A 19,586-nucleotide genomic window follows, 5' to 3' on the forward strand; every position below is an offset into this window, starting at 1 on the left:
ACCGCGCCGCCCAGCCAGTGTTTCCGTACACCGTCCCCAGTGGAGTTCAGCTTGGTACGCCCCGCACCCCAGCCGTCGTCCGAGCCGCCACGGGCGCTCGGTGAACCGTCGGGGCTCGTTGACGTCTACCGCCGGGTGTTGAGCGCGCAGACCCGCCGTGCCATCGCGACGAAGGTGAGTCCGCGAGCGCGCCACCAGCTGAAGCAGTGGGTCGCCCGGGCGTCCCGGGACGCCCAGGTGGCGGGACGCCGTAGCGAGCGGCTGGCCCGGCGGCAACCGGAACTGCTCGCGGGTGGTGATCGGGCGGTCGTGACGGCCGACCGCGGGTCGCGGATCGCGAGAGTCGACCCGGCTGTCACGCCGCTGGGCGCCAGGACGGCGAATCTGACGGCCGTAACGGCAGCGCTCGACGAGGCTGGCGTGGACTACTTTCGCGTCCGCGGGCGGTCACCGAGGGCGTCGGTGGTCGCCGTTGACGCCGGCGACCGCAGCCGGGTGTACGACGCGCTCGCGGCGGCCTGCGCCCGAGTGCCCGGTTACGTCTCCGTACCCCGGGCCAGCGGCGAGCGGCCCCCGGCCCCGGGCTTCGAGCCGAAGACGTGGGAGCGGGTTGCGGACGCCCCGGTTGTGCGGCTGACCTGGTACTGGACCGACCCCCGGCATCGGCTGGTGCTGGGGCTGGCGTACGGCTGCGACGTCGAGTTCTGGACCCGGCAGGGGGACACGCTCGTCGCCCCGCGTCGTAACCCGGTGGCGGAGCAGGTCCAGGTGTCGTCGCCTCCGGTCCTCGTGCCCGAGTCCCTGTTCACCGGCCTGGTGCCGCCGACCGCCAGCGTGACCGTTCGCAGTCGGCAGGAGTTCGCGGGGCGGTGCCCCGATGACGTGCCCTTCCCCATCGACGTCGTCTACACCTGGGTCGACGGTACGGATCCGGACTGGCTGCGTCGGCGCGCCGACGTGACCGGGACTCCTTACCACGCGGAGGCAGCGAGCCCGGCTCGGTTCCTCAGCCGCGACGAACTCCGCTATTCGCTGCGCTCGGTGCACCTGTTCGCACCCTGGGTGCGAAACATCTACCTGGTGACCGACGACCAGGTGCCCACCTGGCTTGAGCTGTCCGCGCCGGGGCTCCGGGTGGTCAGCCACCGGGAGATCTTCACGGACCCGTCGGTGCTGCCCACCTACAACTCCCACGCGATTGAGAGCCAGCTGCACCACATCGACGGGCTCTCTGAGCACTTCCTGTACTTCAACGACGACGTCTTCCTCGGCACCGAGGTGCTGCCTCAGGACTTCTTCCTGGCCAACGGCATCTCCCGCTTCTTCCCGTCGCCAGCGCTGGTGCCGCCGGGCACCCCGAGTGCCGAGGACATCCCGTCCTCGGCGGCTGGGAAGAACAATCGCGCGCTGATCGCCGAACGCTTCGGAACCGTCCTCAACCAGAAGATGAAGCACATGCCGCATGCGCTTCGGCGCAGCGTTCTCTACGAGATCGAGCAGGAGTTCCCGTTGCCACACCGCGGGACCGCCGCCAGCCGGTTCCGTGGCCTGACGGACATCTCGATCGCCTCCTCGTTGCACCACTACTACGCGTTCCAGACCGGTCGGGCCGTGCCTGGCGAGTTGGAGTACGCCATCGCCGAGTTGTCCCATCCCGACACTCCCGCGCGGCTTGCGCACCTGCTGGCCCGGCGGGACCGGCACGTCTTCTGTCTGAACGACGCCTTCTCGTCCGAGGAGGACCTGGCCGCCCAGCTCGCGATCATCACGCCCTTTCTGGACACCTACTTTCCAGTGTCCAGCCCGTGGGAGAAGGCCTGACATGATTGCCGTCCACGATCCGCGCCGTCTCGCGGCGACCGTCGCCGCTCTCCTGTGCCGGCAGTGACGCCATGTTCTGGTTGAGACACGGTGTCGGCAGGGCCAATCCCACGTCGTCGCGTCACCTCGCGGCTTATCTCCAGGTCGTCGCGCACCCCGACGACGACCTCTTCTTCCTCAACCCCGCCGTGCAGCATGCGATCGACAACGGTTCCCCGGTCACCGCGGTCTATCTCACCGCCAGTGAGTCCGACGGCCGCAACGCTCCCCAGAACCACCCCGATCGCCGCGCCGTTCCCGTTGATTTCGCCGGTTACGCCGCAGCTCGCCAGAACGGCATCCGGGCGGCGTACGCACAGATGGCTCTCGGCGATCGGAGGGCCGCCTGGTCGCGGGTCGCTCAGGTGCTGGCGGGTGGCCTGCCGGTCGAGATCGCCACACTGGTCGGCGCGCCCGCAGTACGCCTGGTCTTCTTCAATTTGAGAACGCAGGACGCCGTCGGGGACGAGCCGCCCCGGTGGCTCAGCGCGTTGTGGGAGGGGAGCCTGCCGGCCCTGCCGGCCCTGCGGCCGACGGGCAGCCCGTTGGAGGCTGTCGGCGAGTACGACCGGGAGCAACTGCTCACCGCGCTGACGGCGCTGCTGCGGGAGGTCGAGCCGACCGTCGTGCGGTTGCTCGACCCCGATCCGGACCACAAGACCTACGACGCCGCCAGCGGAAAGATCGCCTACTCCGACCACCTCACGCACACGGCCAGCGCGTACTTCGCCCTTGAGGCGGTACGACGCTACGAACAGGCCGGCGGGCGGCCGGTCCTACGCGAGAGCTACCGGGGCTACTACAACCGGCACTGGCCGCGCAACCTTGGGCAGGAGGCGTTCGCCGCCAAGAAGGCGCTGCTGGACATCTACGGAGGCGTCCCCCGGGACTGCGGGGACCCGGTGGGTTGCGGCGACTACCAGGTCGGCGATCAGGGCCACGTGCCCGGTTACGGGCAGAGCACCCATCCCCGCTATCCCGGGAGCGGCTCCTGGCTGCTCCGACAGGCCGACGGGCGGCTCGCCGCGTTCGGGGTCCTCGGGGACCGGGCATCGGTGTGGCGGGAGACCCGACCCGGCAGCGGGAAGTGGCGTGGGCCCGATCTGGTCGACGGGGCAGGGCTGGTGCCGCACCTGTACGCGCTTGTGGGCGCCGACGCCCGGATCCACCTCTTCGGTGTCCGGCAGGTACTCGACCTGGCGCGGGAGGGACACCGACGCGTCCTGGTGACCACTGTGGAGTCGGAACCGGGCGGACCGTTCGGGCCCTGGGTGGACCTGGGAAACCCGGCGGACGGCGCGGTCGACGCGGAGGTCCGGCGGCTGGAGATGGGCATGCCGGTTGCCGCTGTCGGCGCCGACGGTCGAGTGCAGGTGTTCGTCCGAAACTTCGGGCGCGGCGTGAGCAGCCGCGTGCAGACCGGCCCGGACACCTGGGGCCCCTGGCGTGACCTCGGCGGCAGTGTCGTGCAGGAGGGGCTCGCGGTTACGAGCGCGGCCGACGGTCGCATCGAGCTGTTCGCGGGGACCGACAAAGCGGTGCTGCACTGGCGCCAGGCCACTGTCGACGCGCCGTTCGAACGGCCATCGATGCTGTCCGTTCCGGCCCCGGCGGGTCCGCTGACCGTGGTGGAGGAGCCCGGGGGCCGGCTGCTGCTGGTGTTCCGCGAGGCGGAGAGCGGTCGGGTGCTGGCGCTGCGGCAACGGGTCGGCGGTGGCTGGCCGGTCAACCCGGCGAGCCTCGACGGCCGGGGCGGCTTCGGGCCGGTGGCCGCGGCGGCGGTCCCACGAGATCCGGGCGGGACGGTCCTGGTCAAACGCGATGACACAGGTACGACCAGCCTGTCCTGGCAGCCGGCGGGGCGGGGGGTGTCCACCGCGTGGTCCACCTCCGGTGTCCTCTTCGTCGGCTCCCCGGCGGTGGCGGTGGACGCCGACGGACGAGTTGTGGCTGGTGTTGTCGGGGTGGATGGACGGCTCTGGACGGCCAGGCAGCGGCGGGCGGGCAGTGGCGAACAGTTCGGTGAGTGGACGGCCACAGGGAACGGGCGGAGACGGGCATGAGCGGGACAGGCATGAACGGGGCGCATCTACGCGATCTGGCGTCCGACGCGCTGCGGCGTTGGCCACGGCTGAGGGTCGCCCTGCGCAGAGCCGACCGGCAACTGAGCCGGCAGGTGACGCAGCTGAAGGGCGCCGTCCAGACACCGGCCCCCCGGCGGATCTTCCGGGCCGCACTGCCGGCGGGACCGTCGATCCAGGCACGCTTCGTGGGTGTGCTCGACGGTCACACCCTCAACCTGGACCTTGAGGTGCCGAGTGCGCTCGCCGCCGATGTCGTCGGCGCCGAACTGCACCTCGTCCGTGGGAGTACGCGGCTGACCGTGCCTGCCGACCTACGGCGGGCCAGCGGAGGTCTGGCCGCGTCCGCCGCCGTCCTGCTCTGCGGCCGGCCGGGTGGACTGGATCTGCCCCCGGGTGATCCGTGGCGGGTGGAGTGTCGCCTCATCAGCGAAAGCGGCGGGGGAGATCCCGTCCGGGTGGTCGGCGGCTTGACCGAACGACCTGCGGGACCGACAGTGTCGACGCCGCCCTGCCCCGACTCGGGACACCGGTACCGACCGCTGACCGACCAGGCCGGCCGGCTCACGCTTGCCGTCGCGGCCCCCGGGGCACTGGCCGAGCTGACCGACGTCCGACTCGACTGGACCGGAGCGAGCCTGGACGTGCGAACGGTCGGCTGGCACGCCGACGGGCCGGTGGAGGTCGGGTTGGAGCCGCGGGGCGGCGGCGAGTCGTTCCGCATCGGCGGCGAACCGGTGGGCCCGGACCTGTTGCGATTCGCTCTGCCGTTGTCGCCCATGACGGAGACGGGGCGCGTTCGGGAGCGGACCTTCGACGTCCGCTTGTACGCCGGGCCACGCCGGCTGCGCGTCGGCACGGTGCTGCACGATCTCACCAACCCCAAGAAGTCCCTCCGGCCGCCAGCGGCGATCGTCTGGGCCGCGCCCGGCCGTTCAGTCCGCGTCCGCCCCTACTTCACGCCGGCCGGCAGCCTCGCCCTGGCCTGCCTCCCCATCCAATCCCGCCCGACGGACGGCAAATCATGAAGATCACCTATCTGCTGACCTGGGCCGATGCCATCGGTGGCACCGAACGCACCGTCCTGCGACAGGCGAACTGGTTGGCCCATCGGCATGAGGTGGAGGTCATCGGTGTCCTCCGCACCCGCGACGAGATGCCCTTCGAGGTTGACCCCGCGGTGAAGCTGGTGCACCTGCTCGACACTCGCGGGGGCGTGACCCGGCCGGTACGTGGTGGGATGCCCGACGCCGTCGCCGAGGCGCTGGCCGCCGCGCCCAGCACGTTGGTCCGGCGCCACTGGGAGGGCGCGTTCTCCGCGCTGTCCGACCTCGAACTCGAACGCGTACTCGGCGAGATCGACGCCGACGTGGTGGTTACCACCACCCCCGCACTGCTCGCGGTCGCCGCGACGCTGCTCCCCCGACGGGTGGTGATCGTCGCGCAGGAGCACCGCGTCGCCGAACTTCGGGGCTCCTCCGGTGAGCCGTTCGGGCTCTTCGCCGCCAGGGCCGACGCGATCGCGCTGCTCTCCCGCCCCACCCGGGACTGGTTCGCCGAACTGCTGGTGGACGCTGCTCCCCGCTTGGTCGTGCTGCCCAACCCGATCGAGGACGGTTACCGACCACGGTCGACACGGGAGACCCGTACCGTCGTGATGGCGGGTCGGTTGAGCCCGGAGAAGCAGTTCGAGCATGCGATCGCCGCCTTCGGCCAGATCGCCCCGGACCACCCCGACTGGCGGCTGCGCATCTTCGGAGGCGGTTCACGGGCGCGGCTGGAGGAGCGCATCGCCGGCCTCAAACTCGGCAATCAGGTTCACCTGCTCGGTCCGACGGAGAGCATCGAGGACGAGTGGGCCAAGGCGTCGGTGGCGATGGTGACGTCCCGCGTCGAGTCCTTCGGCCTCACCCTGATCGAGGCGATGAGCGCTGCCGTCCCGGTGGTGGCGTACGACTGCCCCAACGGGCCGCGTGAGGTGATCGAGGATGGCGAAACCGGGTTCCTGGTCGCCCCCGACAACATCGATGAACTCGCCGCCGCACTGCGGAAGCTCGTCGAGGACGATGGTCTGCGGCACATGATGGGGCATGCCGCACTGCGCGATGTGGAGCGCTTCTCCGTCGAGAAGGTGATGCCACAGTGGGAGCGGCTCTTCGCCGACCTGCTCGCCGACCGTGACCGCCCGGGCTGGACGGATCGGCGACTGGCCGCGGTGGCCGCGCAGCAGGCCCGGAGGGCGGCGCCGAACGTCGTGCCGTCAAAGGCCGTCGCCCGCAGCGTCGGCGAGGTCGACGTGGAAGCATGGGCGGCCGGAGTCGAGGCCGGCCGGGACGACCTGCTCTGGACACGGGGGCAGTTGACGCGCCTCCGGGACTCCACGCCGTACGAGGTCGCGCGGGACAATCTGGACCTGACAGTGGACAGCCTCGACGCCGCAGGCATCGACTACTTCCTCGTCCGACAGATGTCGCCGACCTTCCGGGTGGCCGTACGGGAGGAGACCCGGCAGTCCGTCGTTGCCGCCCTCGCCCGTCGGCACGCCGGTCGGCCCGTCTACGTGGAAGCCTTCGACCAGCGGAACCGCACGATGGGGGTCTGGCCGGCGGCAGCCACGATCGGGGTCACCGCCATGGCCACGGCCGCCTGGCTGCGGGTCTTCGAACCGGCGATGACCCAGTCGCAGACGCTACGGCTCGGCACCATCTACGGGTGTGCCGTCGAGTTCTGGCAGACCGTCGAGGACGGATCGGACCTCTGCGGCCCGAGCCGGACGTTGGTGGGGGACCGGCTGGCCGCCGAATCCCTCACTCCGGCCGTGGTGACGGTCGGGGGGCGGAACTACCGATCCGTCGAACCGTTCACGCGACGGCTCGCCGACGAGATCACCTTCCCCATCGACCTCGTCTACACCTGGGTCGACGGGGCCGACCCGGTCTGGGCGCGCCGCCGCGCAGAGGCACTGGGGATCGGGTACGCCGAAGAGGGTGCGCTGCAGGGCGCCGAACGTTTCCGCAGTCGGGACGAGCTGCGATACTCGCTACGGTCGGTCGATCTCTTCGCGCCGTGGGTGAACCGGATCTGGATCGTGACCGATGGCCAGGTGCCGGACTGGCTCGACACCGCGCATCCGAAGGTCCGGATAGTCGACCATCAGGAGATCTTCGCCGACCGGAGCGTCCTGCCGACGTTCAACTCCCACGCCATCGAGACTCAACTGCATCACATCGAAGGGCTGTCCGAGCACTTCGTCTACCTCAACGACGACGTCTTCTTCGGCCGGCTCTTCGGACCCGACATGTTCTTCGACCCGGGTGGGCTGCCCAAGGCGTTCAAGAGCCCGACCCAGATCCCGCTCACGCCTCCCAGTCCGGACGACGAGGCGTTCGCGGTGGCCGCCAAGAACAACCGGCGTCTGCTGGAGGGAGCGTTCGGCAAGACGCTGATCCACGCGTTCCTGCACGCTCCGCACGCGCACCGACGCAGCACCCTCTACGACATCGAAGCGGCGTTTCCGGAGTCGGTCCGGCAGACGGCAGCCAACCGCATCCGTTCCACCGACGACGTATCCATGCTCTCGTCCCTGGCGCATCACTTCGGCTTGATGAGCGGACGGACGACGGGAGGGGCGATCCGCTGTACCTTCGCCAACGTCGGGCTGGCCGCGCACCTGCTGCGGCTGGACAATCTGTTGGCCGGCCGAGCCTTCGACGTGTTCTGTCTCAACGACTACCACGACGGCGACGTGCCGGCTGAGGACCAAGCCAGGATCATCGAGGCGTTCCTTGGCGCATACTTCCCCGTCGCCAGCCAGTTCGAGCGGGGTAGTGAGCGCAACCGTCGGCTGTCCGGGGCCGGGGGTCGATGACGGCGGCACCGGACCTCCGCACATGACGGTGGCCGGTCGCGCCCTCCCCGGCGACGACCGACCACCGTGCCCTCGTGGGCGACCAGGCTCAGTACGAGTAGCCGGAGCCTCCGGCGTCGTTCGAGCCGCTGTCCGCCGGCGGTGCGACCGCCTTCGGGGTGCCCTTGGGCAGGCAGCTCAGGTTCTTCTTGCCGTCCGGCTGGACCACGAACCAGGTGCCACCGACAGCCTGGCCCTTCCACTGGCCGGGCTTCTTGTCACCGATGTAGCGGTAGACCGGCCAGCCGGCGATGGTGAGCTGACGGGTGCCGTCCTGCCGGGTCACGCTGCCGACCTTGTCGTCGGAGACGCCGGTGAGCTCCGGGTTGCCGTCGGTCAGTGCCGGGGGCCACACCTCGGCGCACTTGTCGACGCAGTTCGACGACGGCGGGTCGGCGGTGTCCTTGTCGAAGCGGTACAGGATCCAGCCGTCCTGGTCGGTGACCACCTTGCCCATCCGGGCCACACTCTTGCCGACCAACTTCTCGGTCAGGTCGACGTCCGCGGGCGGGGCGTCGGCGGCGGGCGCCTCCGGGGTAGCCGAGGCCTCAGGTTCAACCGTCGCGGTGGGCTCGGCCGCGGCGACGGCGACCGGCTCGGCCGCGCTCGAGTTCGCCCCGTCGTAACCCGCGGGAGCGCAGGCCGTTAGTGCGACCATCGCGCTCGCGACGATGACGGTCCGCTTCATCTGTGCCACGTGCCCTCCTCATTCTTGACAGTTCACCCATAGGTACGGCGGGCGGGCTGTCAAGGTTGAAGTAGTAACAGTGGTCAATTTCACGTAAACCGATTGAACCGTTCAGTGCTCCCATGCGTACGCCCCCGCGAGGGGACCCTTCGCCAACGACAGATCGGCGCCGGTCATTGTGACAATGACCGGCGCCGATGCGGCAGGCACTCTTACATGGGTACGGTGACCAGCGGACTCGCCACGCCGTTGGCATCCACCGACTGCACCTGGAGCTGCTTGATGTCCTTCGGCAGAGCCGACGTCGAGGCGCTCAGTTCGAGACCCTGCGGCCGGGTGTTGGTGCCGTAGCCGCCCTCCGGCACCGACCAGGTCGAGATGACCTCGGTGGTGGCGTTCTTACGTACCACCACCAGTCGACAGATGCGTGGGCCGGGCAGCTTCCGCAGGCTGAAATTGATCCGGGTGCCGTAGTCCTTGGTCACCAGGAACATGGTGGTCTGCACACCGGTGGTCGCGTCGGTCGCCTCGACCTGGTCGCCCTCCACCTCGGTGCCGCCCACACCCGGGCCGCTCGGCGCGGCCGTCGGCGCGCTCGTCGGCGGGGTGGGCGCGCTCGGCGTCGACTCGGCGAGCACCCCCGGCGCCTGCTCGTTGCCGGTCACGCTGACGAAGCCGTACCCGGTCAGACCGCCGAAGACCACCACCGCGGCGGCCGTCGCGAGCATGTGACGAAACCGGGTACGCCGCCGGTCGGCCCGGACCGCGCCGAGCGTCCGGTCCAGCAGGGCCGGGTCGGTCGCCGTCTGCTCCATCGCCATCATCGTCTCGCCGTCGATGTCGGACAGCAGCCCGACCACCGGCACCATCGTCTCCAACTCGGCCGCGCACGCCCAGCAGGTGGCGAGATGCTCCTCGAACCGCTCAGTGTCCTGCTCGTCGAGCACACCGAGCGCGTACGCCGCGACGTCCATGTGGTCCGGCCGGCTCATTCTGTCACCCCCCGCTCCTGCAGAGCCGTGCGCAGCGCGCGCAGCGCGTAGTAGACCCTCGACTTGGCGGTGCCGAGGGGCAGGCCCAACTCCTCGGCGGCCTCCGGCACCGTCCGCCCCCGGAAGTACGTCGAGATCAGGATCTCCCGGTGCGACTGACTGAGCGTACGCAGCGCGTCCGCCACGGTCATGGTCCGCAGCACCCGGTCGGTGCTGTCCGCCTCGGCGAACGCCGTGAGGTCCCGGTCGTACGTCTCCGGCGGCCGGGCCTCCTGGCTGCGGTGCTCGTCGATGGCGATGCGGCGGGCCACGGTGACCAACCACGGCCGCAGCGAACCCTGCCCCTGGGTGCCCAGGCGGTGCGCGTTGCGCCAGGCCCGCAGCAGCGTCTCCTGGACGATGTCCTCCGCGCGCTGCCGGTCCCCCCCGGTGAGGCGCATGACGAACATCAGCAACGGGCCGGCGTGCTCGGCGTAGAGCTGACGGATCAACTGGTCGGAGTGGCTGGCCTCGGTTGTCGTCGCCTGATGGCGCCCGGGCGCCGGTCGCGGCGTCACCGGACCATTCTGGCGAGGCGTCGCCCGCGAGTCGACCCCCCGGGCAGACGAGGTTGACCGTGACGAGGGTCGCGCCGACAACCAGTCAGCGCGTACCGCGTCGCCATGCCAACCGGCCGCCACCGCGTGCATGCAGACCTCCGGGATCGTCCGTGACCAACGCCGGCCCACAAGGTGGGCCGCCCGGTGGTACGCAGCACCGGCCCCAACGGATCAACAATCGGCGAAAATATCTACGGCGCGTTGTCGAGTGGACGGTCAGCGGCGGACTGAGAACAGGCCAGGCGGTGGCGGATCGGAGCCGGTCGCGTCGGCATCCCGGACGATCTGCGCGCCACCGACGAAGCGGTCCAGGTCGTCGCCGGCCACCACCCGGCCCGGGAACCAGTCGCCGGCAGCGCGTCTGGTCAGCTCCGGCACCGGCGGTGTGGACCGCCCGGCGACCAGCACCAGATTGCCGTACCGGCGTCCACGCAGCACCGCCGCGTCCCCGACCAGACAGGCCTGCGGCAGCACCGAACGGACAGTGGCGACCTGACCACGGGCGTGCCGCAGCGGCGGACCGTCGGCCAGGTTCGCCAGGTACCAACCGGCGGGGCGGAGCACCCGGGCCACCTCGGCCGCGTACTCCACCGACGTGAGGTGGGCCGGCGTACGCGCACCGGCGAACACGTCGGCGACCACCACGTCGTAGCTGCTCTCCCGGGTGGACGCCAGCACCGCCCGGGCGTCCTCCACCCGGACCCGCAACCGGGCGTCGGACGGCCACGGCAACGCCCGACGGACCAGCTCCACCAGCGCGCCGTCCACCTCGGACACCCGCTGGGTGGACCCGGGTCGGGTGGCGGAGACGTACCGGGGCAGGGTCAGCGCGCCGCCACCCAGATGCAGCACCCGCAGCGGCGCACCGGCCGGCGCGATCAGATCCACTGCGGCGGCCAACCGCCGCACGTACTCGAACTCGAGGTGGGTGGGGTCGGTCAGGTCGACGTGCGACTGCGGCGCGCCGTCCAGCAGCAGCGTCCACGAGCCGGCCCGGTCCGGAGCCGGCACCAGCTCCGCCAGCCCGGTGTCCACCTGCTCGACGACCCGGTCACCCGCCCGTTTACGACCCACCGGAACCAGTATCCGCGCTCATCGGGCGGCGCGGGCCGCGGCGGTCAACGCACGGTGCAGCAGCCGGGAATCGCCGAGCAGGGCCCGCAGCCGGCGCTCCAGGCCGGCGATCGGGATCAGGTTCTGCGGGGCCCGCGGATCCTTGTACGGGGTGGAAGCGAAACGCGGCAGTGTCACCAGCGACAGGTCGGCCAGCTCGATCGCCGCCTCGACGGGCAGGTCGGCGGAGCACTCCACCCGAACGACGCCCGCCCACGGCGCGCCGATCGCCACCGGCAGCCGCAAATACCAGGACCAACCACCCCAGGCGGTGCCGAGCCGGAACACCGGGGAGCGCTCACCCGACGCCATGCCCGTCACCACAGCGGTCAGCCGGGCATCCAGGTACTGACTGTGCTGCGTCTTGATGTAGCCCAGGGTGCGCGGCAACTGCCGACGACTGCGCAGCGGGCCGTCCACCACCAACAGGTCACCGTCGACCCGGGCGGCGTCGGACACCGCCACCTCCAACGCGGTCAGCGGGCCCTGCACGGCGGCCGGCAGCTTCGCCAGCTCACCGGTGCCACCCACCCGGTGCACCGGGTAACGGATCGCGCCCGCCACCACATCCCGCGCCGACGGGCTCGCCGTGAACAGGCCCCGACCAACCCGGGTGCCCGCCAACTGCGCCGCACCCCGCCCCAGGTCACACCGGACCACGCCGGCCGCGTACGAGGCGGCCAACCCGGGGAACGACAGGCCGTCGGTCTCCGCCGTCCAGATGCTCGCGTCGATGCGGCGAACCCCGTCGACCAGCAACACCACGTCGGGTGCCCGCACCCCGGGGCGTACCCCGATCGCCCGCCAGTCCACGGCGGGCAACTCCACGTCCGCGTCGACCTGCGCGCTGCTCGGCGCGGCCGGCCCGGCGGCGGACGCCTCGAACGACGCCCCGTACGCCGGGTCCCACGAATCCACGAAGAACGCAGGGTCGCTCGCGCTCACCGGGCTGGTCCTTCGTTCGCGGCTGCGGGGCTCCGCTGCGCTGCGCTCCTCGCGCTCACCGGGCTGGTCCTTCGTTCGCGGCTGCGGGGCTCCGCTGCGCTGCGCTCCTCGCGCTCACCGGCCCGTCCGCTCCACGCGCGCGGACCGGGCATCCTTGCGCACCTCGAAGCGGACCGGGATCCGCTCGGCCAACGCCGGCACGTGGGTGACCACGCCGACCATCCGATCGCCCCGGGCCGCCAGGTTCTCCAGGGTCGCCGCCACCGTGTCCAGGGTGGCGGCGTCGAGCGTGCCGAAACCCTCGTCCAGGACGATCGACTCCAGACTCGCCGCCGTGGTGGACATCCCCGCCAACTGCTCCGAGAGCGCCAACGCCAGCGCCAGCGACGCCTGGAACGTCTCACCCCCGGAGAGGGTGCGCACGCCGCGACGCAGCCCCGCGTCGTGGTGGTCGACCACCACGAACTCGCCCTTGTCGTGCACCAGCTCGTACTGCCCGGAGGACAACTCGCGCAGGATCCCCGACGCGCCGTCGACCAGCAGGTCCAACGCCTCGGCCAGCAACCACCGCTCGAAGTTGTTGGCCCGCAGGTGCCCGGCGAGCGCGCGCGCCACCTGCGCCTCCCGCTCGTGCCCCGCCCGCTGCTCGCGCAACGTCCCGGCCTGCTCGCGACGCTCGTGCAGCCGCCGCCGGTCGGCGTCGGCCCGCTCCACCGCCACCGTCGCCGCGTGCACCGGATCGTCCCCGACCGGCACGTCGGCGGCGGCGAAGATGCCCGCGATGCCCCGCTGCACCCCGTCGGCCACCGACTCGGCCTCCGCCACGGCGGCGGCCCGACCGGCCCGCTCGGCGCGGCGTCGGTCCGCCTCGGTGGTCGCCCACTCGGTCAGCGCCGCCCACGCGGCAGCCACGTCGTCCCGATCGGTCGCCGGTGGGCCGAACCGCGCCAACCCGTCCCGGGCGGTGTCAAAGGCCCGCCACGCCGCCCGCAGCCGCTCCTCGGCGGCATCCACCCCGGCCCGGGCCTGCCGAGCGGCCTCGCGGCCGGCCCGGACCGCCGTCGCCGCCTCCTCCAACGCGCGTCGCAACCGGGCGTGCTCGGCCAACTCCCGGCGCAACACGGCCGGCTCGGCCGCACCGGAGAGCTGCCCGTCCAGCTCGGCCAGCCGGGCCTCCATCTGCTCCTGCCGGGCTCGCGCCTGCACCAGCAGCCGCTCCAACTCCCGCGCCGCCGTGTCCCGCTCCTGCACCGTCGCCTGCGCGGCCTTTGTCGCGGCCCGCGCGGCCTTGCCCGCCGCCGTCGCGGCGGCCACCGCCGAATCGGCAGGCACCGCCGGCACCTCGGCCACCGGCTGCTCACACACCGGGCACGCGGCACCGGCATGCAGGTGCACCCGCAGACTCACCGCCAGGTCGGTGGCCTTCGCCTCCTCGTGCGCCCGGAAGGCCGCCTCCAGCTCGACGTCGGCCCGCTCGGCGACCACCCGTGCGGCGGCCAACGCCGCCACCGCGGCGGCGTGCTCCTCATTCGCCGCGCGCACCGTCGCCCGGACCGCGTCGGCCTCACCGGACAGCCGATCCCGATCGTCGTACGCCCGCAGTTGCAGCCGCAGCGCGCTCTCGTCACCGGCGGCGGCCAGCTCACCGCGCAGCTTGTCCTCCCGCTCCTCGGCCAGCGACACCCCGGCCGCAGCCGCCTCGGCGTCGGCCCGCGCCGCCGCGACCGCGCGAGCGACAGCGGTCACCCCAGCCGGCGCGCGCACCCCGGTCAGCACTGTCAGCTCGTCGTCCAGCGCGGTCAGCGCCGCCGCGGCCTCCAGTGCGGTGACCCGGGCCGCAGCCAGCTCCGGCACCGCCTCGGCCACCGCGGCCGCCAGCTCGGCCATCCGCTCCACCCGGGCGTCGGCCTCGGCCAACGCCTCGTCGTCCACGCCGGTCAACCCGGCGAGCACCTGATCGACCGCCTCCAGCCGGGCCTCCGCCTGCGCGGCGCGCGCCGTCGCCTTCTTCTGCACGTCCTCGTAGACGCCGAGGCCGAGCAGGTTGACCAGGATCTGTTGCCGAGTCGCCGGCTTGGCGTGCAGGAAATCGGCGAACTGCCCCTGTGGCAGCACCACGCAGCTGGTGAACTGCTCGTACGGCAGCCCGACCGCCTCCAGCACCGCCTGCTCCATCTCGGCGGGGGTGCCGGCCACCACCTCGCCGAGATCGTCCGGGCTCAACCCGGTGTCCAGTTTGGTCACGTCGAAGCCGGCCGGCATGAGCTGCAACCCGGCGTTCGCGGTCTTCACGTTGCCCCGGCCGTCCCGACGGACCACCCGGGTCGCCACGTACCGGGCGCCGCCGGACTCGAAGACCAACCGCACCCGCGCCTCGGTCGCCGACGGCGCGAGCGCGTTCGCCAACCCTCGGGCGCCACCCCAGCGGGGCACCATGCCGTAGAGGGCGAAGCAGATGGCGTCCAGCACCGTCGACTTGCCCGAACCGGTCGGGCCGATCAGCGCGAAGAAGTCGGCGTCGGTGAAGTCGACAGTGGTCTCGTCCCGGAAGACCGTGAACCCGGCCATGTCCAACCGCATCGGACGCATCAGTGCTCGACCTCCTCGAAAAGCTCGTCGAAGAGCTCCCGGACACCCTCGTCGGCGTGGCCCCGGCTGTCCAGGTAGTCGGCGAACAACTCCCGGGGCGAACGCCCCGAGCGCTGGGCGATGCGCGCGCCGCTGCCCGGGGCGGCCAACAGCTCCGGGTCGATCCGGATCTCCAGGGCCCGGGGGAGCAGCTCCTGGATCTCCTCGCGCAGGCCGGCGCGGGGTTGCTCCCGCACATACACCCGCAGCCACGCGTCCGGTGCCTCGATCTCGGCGAGCTGGGCGAGGGTGCCCCGCACCGTGCGCAGCGCGCTCGCCGCCGTCACCGGCACCTCCCGCACCCGGGCGGCGGTGCTGGCCGTCACCTCGACCATCGTCACCGAGGGGATGTTCTCCTGCTCACCGAAGTCCACAGCGAGCGGACTGCCGCTGTACCGCACCGGGCACGGACCCGCGACCCGCTGCGCCCGGTGCAGGTGACCCAGCGCCACGTAGTGCGCGGTGGCCGGAAAGACGGTGGCCGGAACGGCGTAGCCCAACACGGTGTGCGCGTCGCGCTCGCCACCACCGGTGGCCGCGCCGGTCACCGTCAGATGCGCGGTGACCAGGTGCACCCGGTCCGGTTCGGTGAAGCCCTCGGTCAGTCGCCCCAGCACCCGGCCCAGGTGGTCGGCGTACGTCTGGTTGGTCTCCGCGGCGGTCAGCTCGTACATCTCCAACGCGCGCACCGCGTACCGCTGGGACAGGAACGGCAACGCGGCCAGCCGCCACCGCTCGCCACCGGCGGTGGTGCCGTCGATGACGTGCTCGTCCGGATTTTCCCGCACCCCGCCGCGCAGGGTGATGCCGGCGGCATCGGCCCACGGGCGCAGCGCGTCCAGCGCCGGGCCGTTGTCGTGGTTGCCCCCGATCGCCACCACGTCCGCGCCGGTCCGCCGCAGCGCCGTCAACGCCCTGGTGACCAGGCGGGTCGCCTCCGAGCTGGGCGCGGCGGTGTCGTAGAGGTCACCGGCGACGATCACCAGATCCGGCTGTTCGGCACGGGCGATCTCGATCACCCCGGCCAGCACGGCCTTGTGCTCGTCGGCCCGGGACTGCCCCTTGAGCACCTTTCCCACGTGCCAGTCGGAGGTGTGCAGGATCTTCATTGCTGAGCTGGCCTTCCGTTCGCGACTGCGGGGCTCGCAAGCTCACTCCTCGCGCTCACCTGTGCCGGCCCTCCCTAGAACGGGATGTCGTCGTCGGTGCCGCCGCCGGAGCCCACCACGGCGAACGGGTCGGCGGACTGGGTGATCGAGCGCAGCGTCTCCGATGGTGCCCGGCCCGCCTCGGAGACCCGGGTGGCCCAGGCCGGGAACGGGAACTCCAGGCAGAGCGGCACCGGGATGTCCGGCTGGTTGACGAACATGGTGCCCGGCTTGGCCAGCAACGCCCGCTGGCGCTGTGCGGGCGGCAGGAAGCCGTACTCCGGGCGGGACGCCTCGGCCGGGTCGAGCCGGCCGACCACCCGGATCGCCGAGTTGGTGACGATCCGCCGCTCCACCTCGCTCGCCGTCTGCTGCGCGCCGATCAGGATCACCCCGAGCGAACGGCCCCGCTCGGCGATGTCCAGAAGGACCTCCTTGATCGGCGAGGAGCCCTCCCGGGGGGCGTACTTGTTGAGCTCGTCGAGGACGACGAAGAGCAGCGGCTTGGCGGTGCCGGACTTCTCCTTGCGCTCGAACTCGCTCTTGAGCGTCACACCGACCACGAACCGCTGCGCGCGGTCGGGAAGGTTGTGCAGGTCGACCACAGTGACCTGGGCCGACTCGCTCGTGTTGATCGAGTGGGGGCGGCGGGTGGCGAGGTCGCCACGGATCAGCCGGGCCAGGTCCTTCTTACTGCCGATCAACCGCCGGGCGAACGCGTTGACGGTGCCCAGCCCCACCGCGCTGCCCGCCCAGTCGGAGCGGGTCTCGTCGTCGTTGAGCTGATCGACGATGTGGTCGACCAGATCGCCGTAGGAGCCGAGCCGGACCCCGTCGATGCTCACCCCGCCGTCGGCGGGCTGGGCGTAGCGGGCCAGGTGCGCGGCCACCGAGTGGACCACCATCGTGTACTGCTGGCGCTCGTCGTCGGCGTCGGCGAAGACGTACGGCAGCAGGCGGTCGGTGCAGAACTCGCTCAGCGTCCAGTAGAAGCTGTCGACACCGGTGAGCCGGCTGCTCACATCCGGCGTGCCGGCCGAGTCGCCGACCCGGGGTGGGGCGTACACCCGCACGTCGGGGAACGCGCCGGCGCTCAACCCGAGCTTCGCGTACGCCGCGCGGGTGGGCTCGTCGAGGCGGGTGTTGGGGTGGTCCAGGAAGAGCAGATCCTCACCCTTGACGTTGAAGATCAGCGCCTTGGCGTTGACCGCGTCGCCGCCCAGCACGCCGGAGCGGAACACCGAGTAGAGCAGGAACGTGGCGAAGCTGGTCTTGGTGGCCACCCCGGAGATGCCGGAGATGGAGACGTGCGCACCCCGACTGCCGTCGAGGAAGTCGGCGTTGAGGTAGACCGGGACCCCGTCGCGACCCATCCCCATCGGGATGCGTCGCTCCATCCGGTCGAAGTGCAGCGCGCGGGCCCGGGCGTCCCCCTCGGCCCGGTGCACCACCGCGCCCGGGGTCGGCGGCACGTACAGCTCGGGATCGACCCGGGTGGTGGTCACCTCGGCCGCCTCCTGCACCTGCGCGGGCAGCGTGCCGTCGGCGATGGCGAACACGTCGGACTCGAACTGCGCGCCCTCGTGCCGAGCGCGGACCTGGGTGACCACCCCGGCGATCGTCACCGGCTCCCGGTCCGGCAGCTCCCGTCGGGTGACGACCACGTCGTCGAGCTGGAGGTAACTGCCGGGCGCCACGGCCGTCCAGAACTGCAACGGGGTGGCGTCGGCGGTGCCCAGCACCCGCCCGACCACCTCGCCCGGGCTGTCGAGCTCGGCGTCGGTCATCGGGCGGCTCGGGTCGGTCGGGCATCACGGTCGGCGCGCATGCCCTGCATCCTGCCCGAGGAGTACGACAGGTCGCCACGCGACGCGGCGGACGACACCATGCGCCGTCACACTCACGACGGTGGGTGTGCGACCGGGCGACGGCGGGTCACGGGCGGGCGTGGCGGAGCAGGAGGACGCCGTCTTCGGCGGCGAGCACGTGGCGCAGTGGCAGGTGCCGGGGCGGTGCGGCGTCGCCGGCGGTGATCCGGCCGGGGCCGGGCCCGGCCAGCAGCGGCGAGACGGTGAGGCACAGCTCGTCCACCAGGTCGGCGGCGGTGAGCGCGCCGAACAGGTGTGGGCCGCCCTCGCAGAGCAGTTGGGTGAGCCCGCGGCGGTGCAGCTCGGCCAGACCGGCGGCCAGGTCGACCCGCTCGGCGCCGCAGCGCAGCACGTCGGCGACGTCGGTCAGCCCGGGCGGCGGGTCGGCGTCGGCATGGGTGAGCACCACAGGGCGGGTCGGCGCGTCGGCGAGGGCGGCCTGCGCCGGATCCAGGTCGAGCGAACCGGAGACGACCACAAGCGTCGGGTACTCGGCCAGCCCATTGTCGCGACGCCAGTCACGGCGGCGCTCGTTGAGCCGGACCGCCCGGTACTCCTCGTGGCGGAGTGTGCCGGCGGCCACCACCAGGGCGTCGCAGGTCATCCGCAGCAGGCCGAACACCCGCTTGTCCGGTTCGCCGGAGAGCCCGGCCGAGTAGCCGTCCACGGTGACCGCGCCGTCCAGGCTGGTCACGAAGTTCATCCGCAGTCGGGGCTCGTCGGCGCGGCCGTAGAGGGCGGTCAGCGTGGCGTCGTCGAGCGGCTGCGTCGACGGCTCGGGCCAGAGCCGTCGGATCGGAATTCCGACGGTCATTCGCCGGCCGGACCGGTGACCGGAGGGGTGGGTTCGGCGGTACGGTGCTGACAGTCGCACCAGTTCCGGCCCGGGCAGTCGTCGTGTCGCCGGGCCCGGCACGCTCGGCAGATCATGCTCGCAGCCTAAGCCGCGGGAGGACAGGACAGCATGTCGCGTCAGATCTTCCAGCTGAAGATGTCCCTCGCCGGGAGCCGCCCGCCGGTGTGGCGCCGGGTGCTCGTGCCGGCCGGCTACACGCTGGACCGGCTACACCGGGTGGTGCAGCACGCGATGGGTTGGCGGGACTGCCACCTGCACTCGTTCGAGATCGACGCGATGCAGTACGGCGAGCCGGATCCGGACGGGGAGTTGGCGTTGCACGACGAGCTGGACGTGCGGCTCGACGCGGTGCTCGGTAAGGGCAGCCGGTTCTCCTACACGTACGACTTCGGCGACTGGTGGGAGCACGACCTGGTCGTGGAGGACGCGTTGACCGCCGACCCCGACGAGCGGTACCCGGTCTGCCTGGCCGGCGAGCGGGCCTGCCCGCCGGAGGGTGTCGGCGGGCCGTTGGGCTACCAGGCGCTCCTGGAAGCCCTGGACGACCAGGACGCCACGGCCGACCCCGCCGGTTCCCGCCACGCGATGCTGCGCGACTGGGCGGGTTCGACCTTCGACCCGTCCCGATTCGACCCCACCCGCGCAACCACCCTCCTGCGCCGCTTCTGCTGACCGCCCCCGCCCGGCCCTCCGGGGCCGGGTGGTTGTTGATCAAGAAGTTTGCGTCAGCGGCGCCACCTTTCCTGACCGAAACCTCTTGATCACCGAGGTGGGGCGGGGGGTGTGGTTGGGGTGGGTGCGATGGGAGTGGTCAGCGGTAACGATCTGGGAACGCTCCCAACGTCCTATTGACACTCCCGTTACCCGCCGGCAATCTCATGGGAGCGCTCCCGGAGGTGGT

General features: G+C 71.8%; 14 protein-coding genes. 5 read left to right on the forward strand and 9 right to left on the reverse strand.

From position 1 onward, the window contains the following. Positions 1 to 39: 39 nt before the first annotated feature. The 4 genes from OHB44_RS09130 (at position 40) to OHB44_RS09145 (ending at position 7,809) form a co-directional block, all read left to right on the forward strand. Positions 40 to 1,821 (forward strand): stealth family protein, encoded by a 1,782-nt coding sequence (locus OHB44_RS09130; protein WP_330440322.1) that lies wholly within the window; start codon positions 40 to 42, stop codon positions 1,819 to 1,821. A gap of 71 nt (positions 1,822 to 1,892) precedes the next feature. Then, positions 1,893 to 3,923, forward strand: a complete 2,031-nt coding sequence (locus tag OHB44_RS09135; protein WP_330440323.1) for a PIG-L family deacetylase — start codon at positions 1,893 to 1,895, stop codon at positions 3,921 to 3,923. Continuing rightward, positions 3,920 to 4,969 (forward strand): hypothetical protein, encoded by a 1,050-nt coding sequence (locus OHB44_RS09140; protein ID WP_330440325.1) that lies wholly within the window; start codon positions 3,920 to 3,922, stop codon positions 4,967 to 4,969. Before OHB44_RS09135 ends, OHB44_RS09140 begins: the two co-directional genes overlap by 4 nt. Beyond that, positions 4,966 to 7,809, forward strand: a complete 2,844-nt coding sequence (locus OHB44_RS09145) for a stealth conserved region 3 domain-containing protein (RefSeq protein ID WP_266303312.1) — start codon at positions 4,966 to 4,968, stop codon at positions 7,807 to 7,809. Before OHB44_RS09140 ends, OHB44_RS09145 begins: the two co-directional genes overlap by 4 nt. An 88-nt stretch (positions 7,810 to 7,897) precedes the next feature. Here OHB44_RS09145 and OHB44_RS09150 read toward each other — a convergent pair whose 3' ends face one another. The 9 genes from OHB44_RS09150 to OHB44_RS09190 all read right to left on the reverse strand — a co-directional run bounded on the left by OHB44_RS09150 (position 7,898) and on the right by OHB44_RS09190 (position 18,643). After that, complete coding sequence (locus OHB44_RS09150) at positions 7,898 to 8,545, reverse strand: hypothetical protein (protein ID WP_238683307.1); 648 nt, start codon at positions 8,543 to 8,545, stop codon at positions 7,898 to 7,900. Between the two features lie 203 nt (positions 8,546 to 8,748). Beyond that, positions 8,749 to 9,528 (reverse strand): anti-sigma factor family protein, encoded by a 780-nt coding sequence (locus tag OHB44_RS09155; RefSeq protein ID WP_266303311.1) that lies wholly within the window; start codon positions 9,526 to 9,528, stop codon positions 8,749 to 8,751. After that, positions 9,525 to 10,217: a sigma-70 family RNA polymerase sigma factor gene (locus OHB44_RS09160; protein ID WP_238683305.1), complete on the reverse strand. Its 693-nt coding sequence runs from the start codon at positions 10,215 to 10,217 to the stop codon at positions 9,525 to 9,527. The genes OHB44_RS09155 and OHB44_RS09160 overlap by 4 nt, the downstream gene beginning before the upstream one ends. Before the next feature lie 126 nt (positions 10,218 to 10,343). Further along, positions 10,344 to 11,201 (reverse strand): spermidine synthase, encoded by an 858-nt coding sequence (locus OHB44_RS09165; protein WP_330440326.1) that lies wholly within the window; start codon positions 11,199 to 11,201, stop codon positions 10,344 to 10,346. 18 nt (positions 11,202 to 11,219) lie between these two features. Next, complete coding sequence (locus tag OHB44_RS09170; RefSeq protein WP_238683303.1) at positions 11,220 to 12,185, reverse strand: hypothetical protein; 966 nt, start codon at positions 12,183 to 12,185, stop codon at positions 11,220 to 11,222. Positions 12,186 to 12,299: 114 nt separating this feature from the next. Continuing rightward, positions 12,300 to 14,774 carry an SMC family ATPase gene (locus OHB44_RS09175; RefSeq protein ID WP_330440327.1) on the reverse strand — a complete coding sequence of 825 codons (2,475 nt, stop codon included), beginning with the start codon at positions 14,772 to 14,774 and terminating at the stop codon, positions 12,300 to 12,302. After that, complete coding sequence (locus tag OHB44_RS09180; RefSeq protein ID WP_112675573.1) at positions 14,774 to 15,922, reverse strand: exonuclease SbcCD subunit D; 1,149 nt, start codon at positions 15,920 to 15,922, stop codon at positions 14,774 to 14,776. The genes OHB44_RS09175 and OHB44_RS09180 overlap by 1 nt, the downstream gene beginning before the upstream one ends. A 74-nt stretch (positions 15,923 to 15,996) precedes the next feature. Then, positions 15,997 to 17,748 carry an ATP-binding protein gene (locus OHB44_RS09185; protein ID WP_330440328.1) on the reverse strand — a complete coding sequence of 584 codons (1,752 nt, stop codon included), beginning with the start codon at positions 17,746 to 17,748 and terminating at the stop codon, positions 15,997 to 15,999. Between the two features lie 148 nt (positions 17,749 to 17,896). Then, positions 17,897 to 18,643, reverse strand: coding sequence for a pyrimidine reductase family protein (locus tag OHB44_RS09190; RefSeq protein WP_330440329.1), 747 nt, complete (start codon positions 18,641 to 18,643; stop codon positions 17,897 to 17,899). Between the two features lie 150 nt (positions 18,644 to 18,793). On the opposite strand from OHB44_RS09190, the gene OHB44_RS09195 reads away from it, so the two are divergent. Beyond that, positions 18,794 to 19,357 carry a plasmid pRiA4b ORF-3 family protein gene (locus OHB44_RS09195; RefSeq protein WP_266303306.1) on the forward strand — a complete coding sequence of 188 codons (564 nt, stop codon included), beginning with the start codon at positions 18,794 to 18,796 and terminating at the stop codon, positions 19,355 to 19,357. Positions 19,358 to 19,586 lie beyond the last annotated feature (229 nt).

Source organism: Micromonospora sp. NBC_00821, from assembly GCF_036347035.1.
Taxonomy (GTDB): Bacteria; Actinomycetota; Actinomycetes; order Mycobacteriales; family Micromonosporaceae; genus Micromonospora; species Micromonospora hortensis.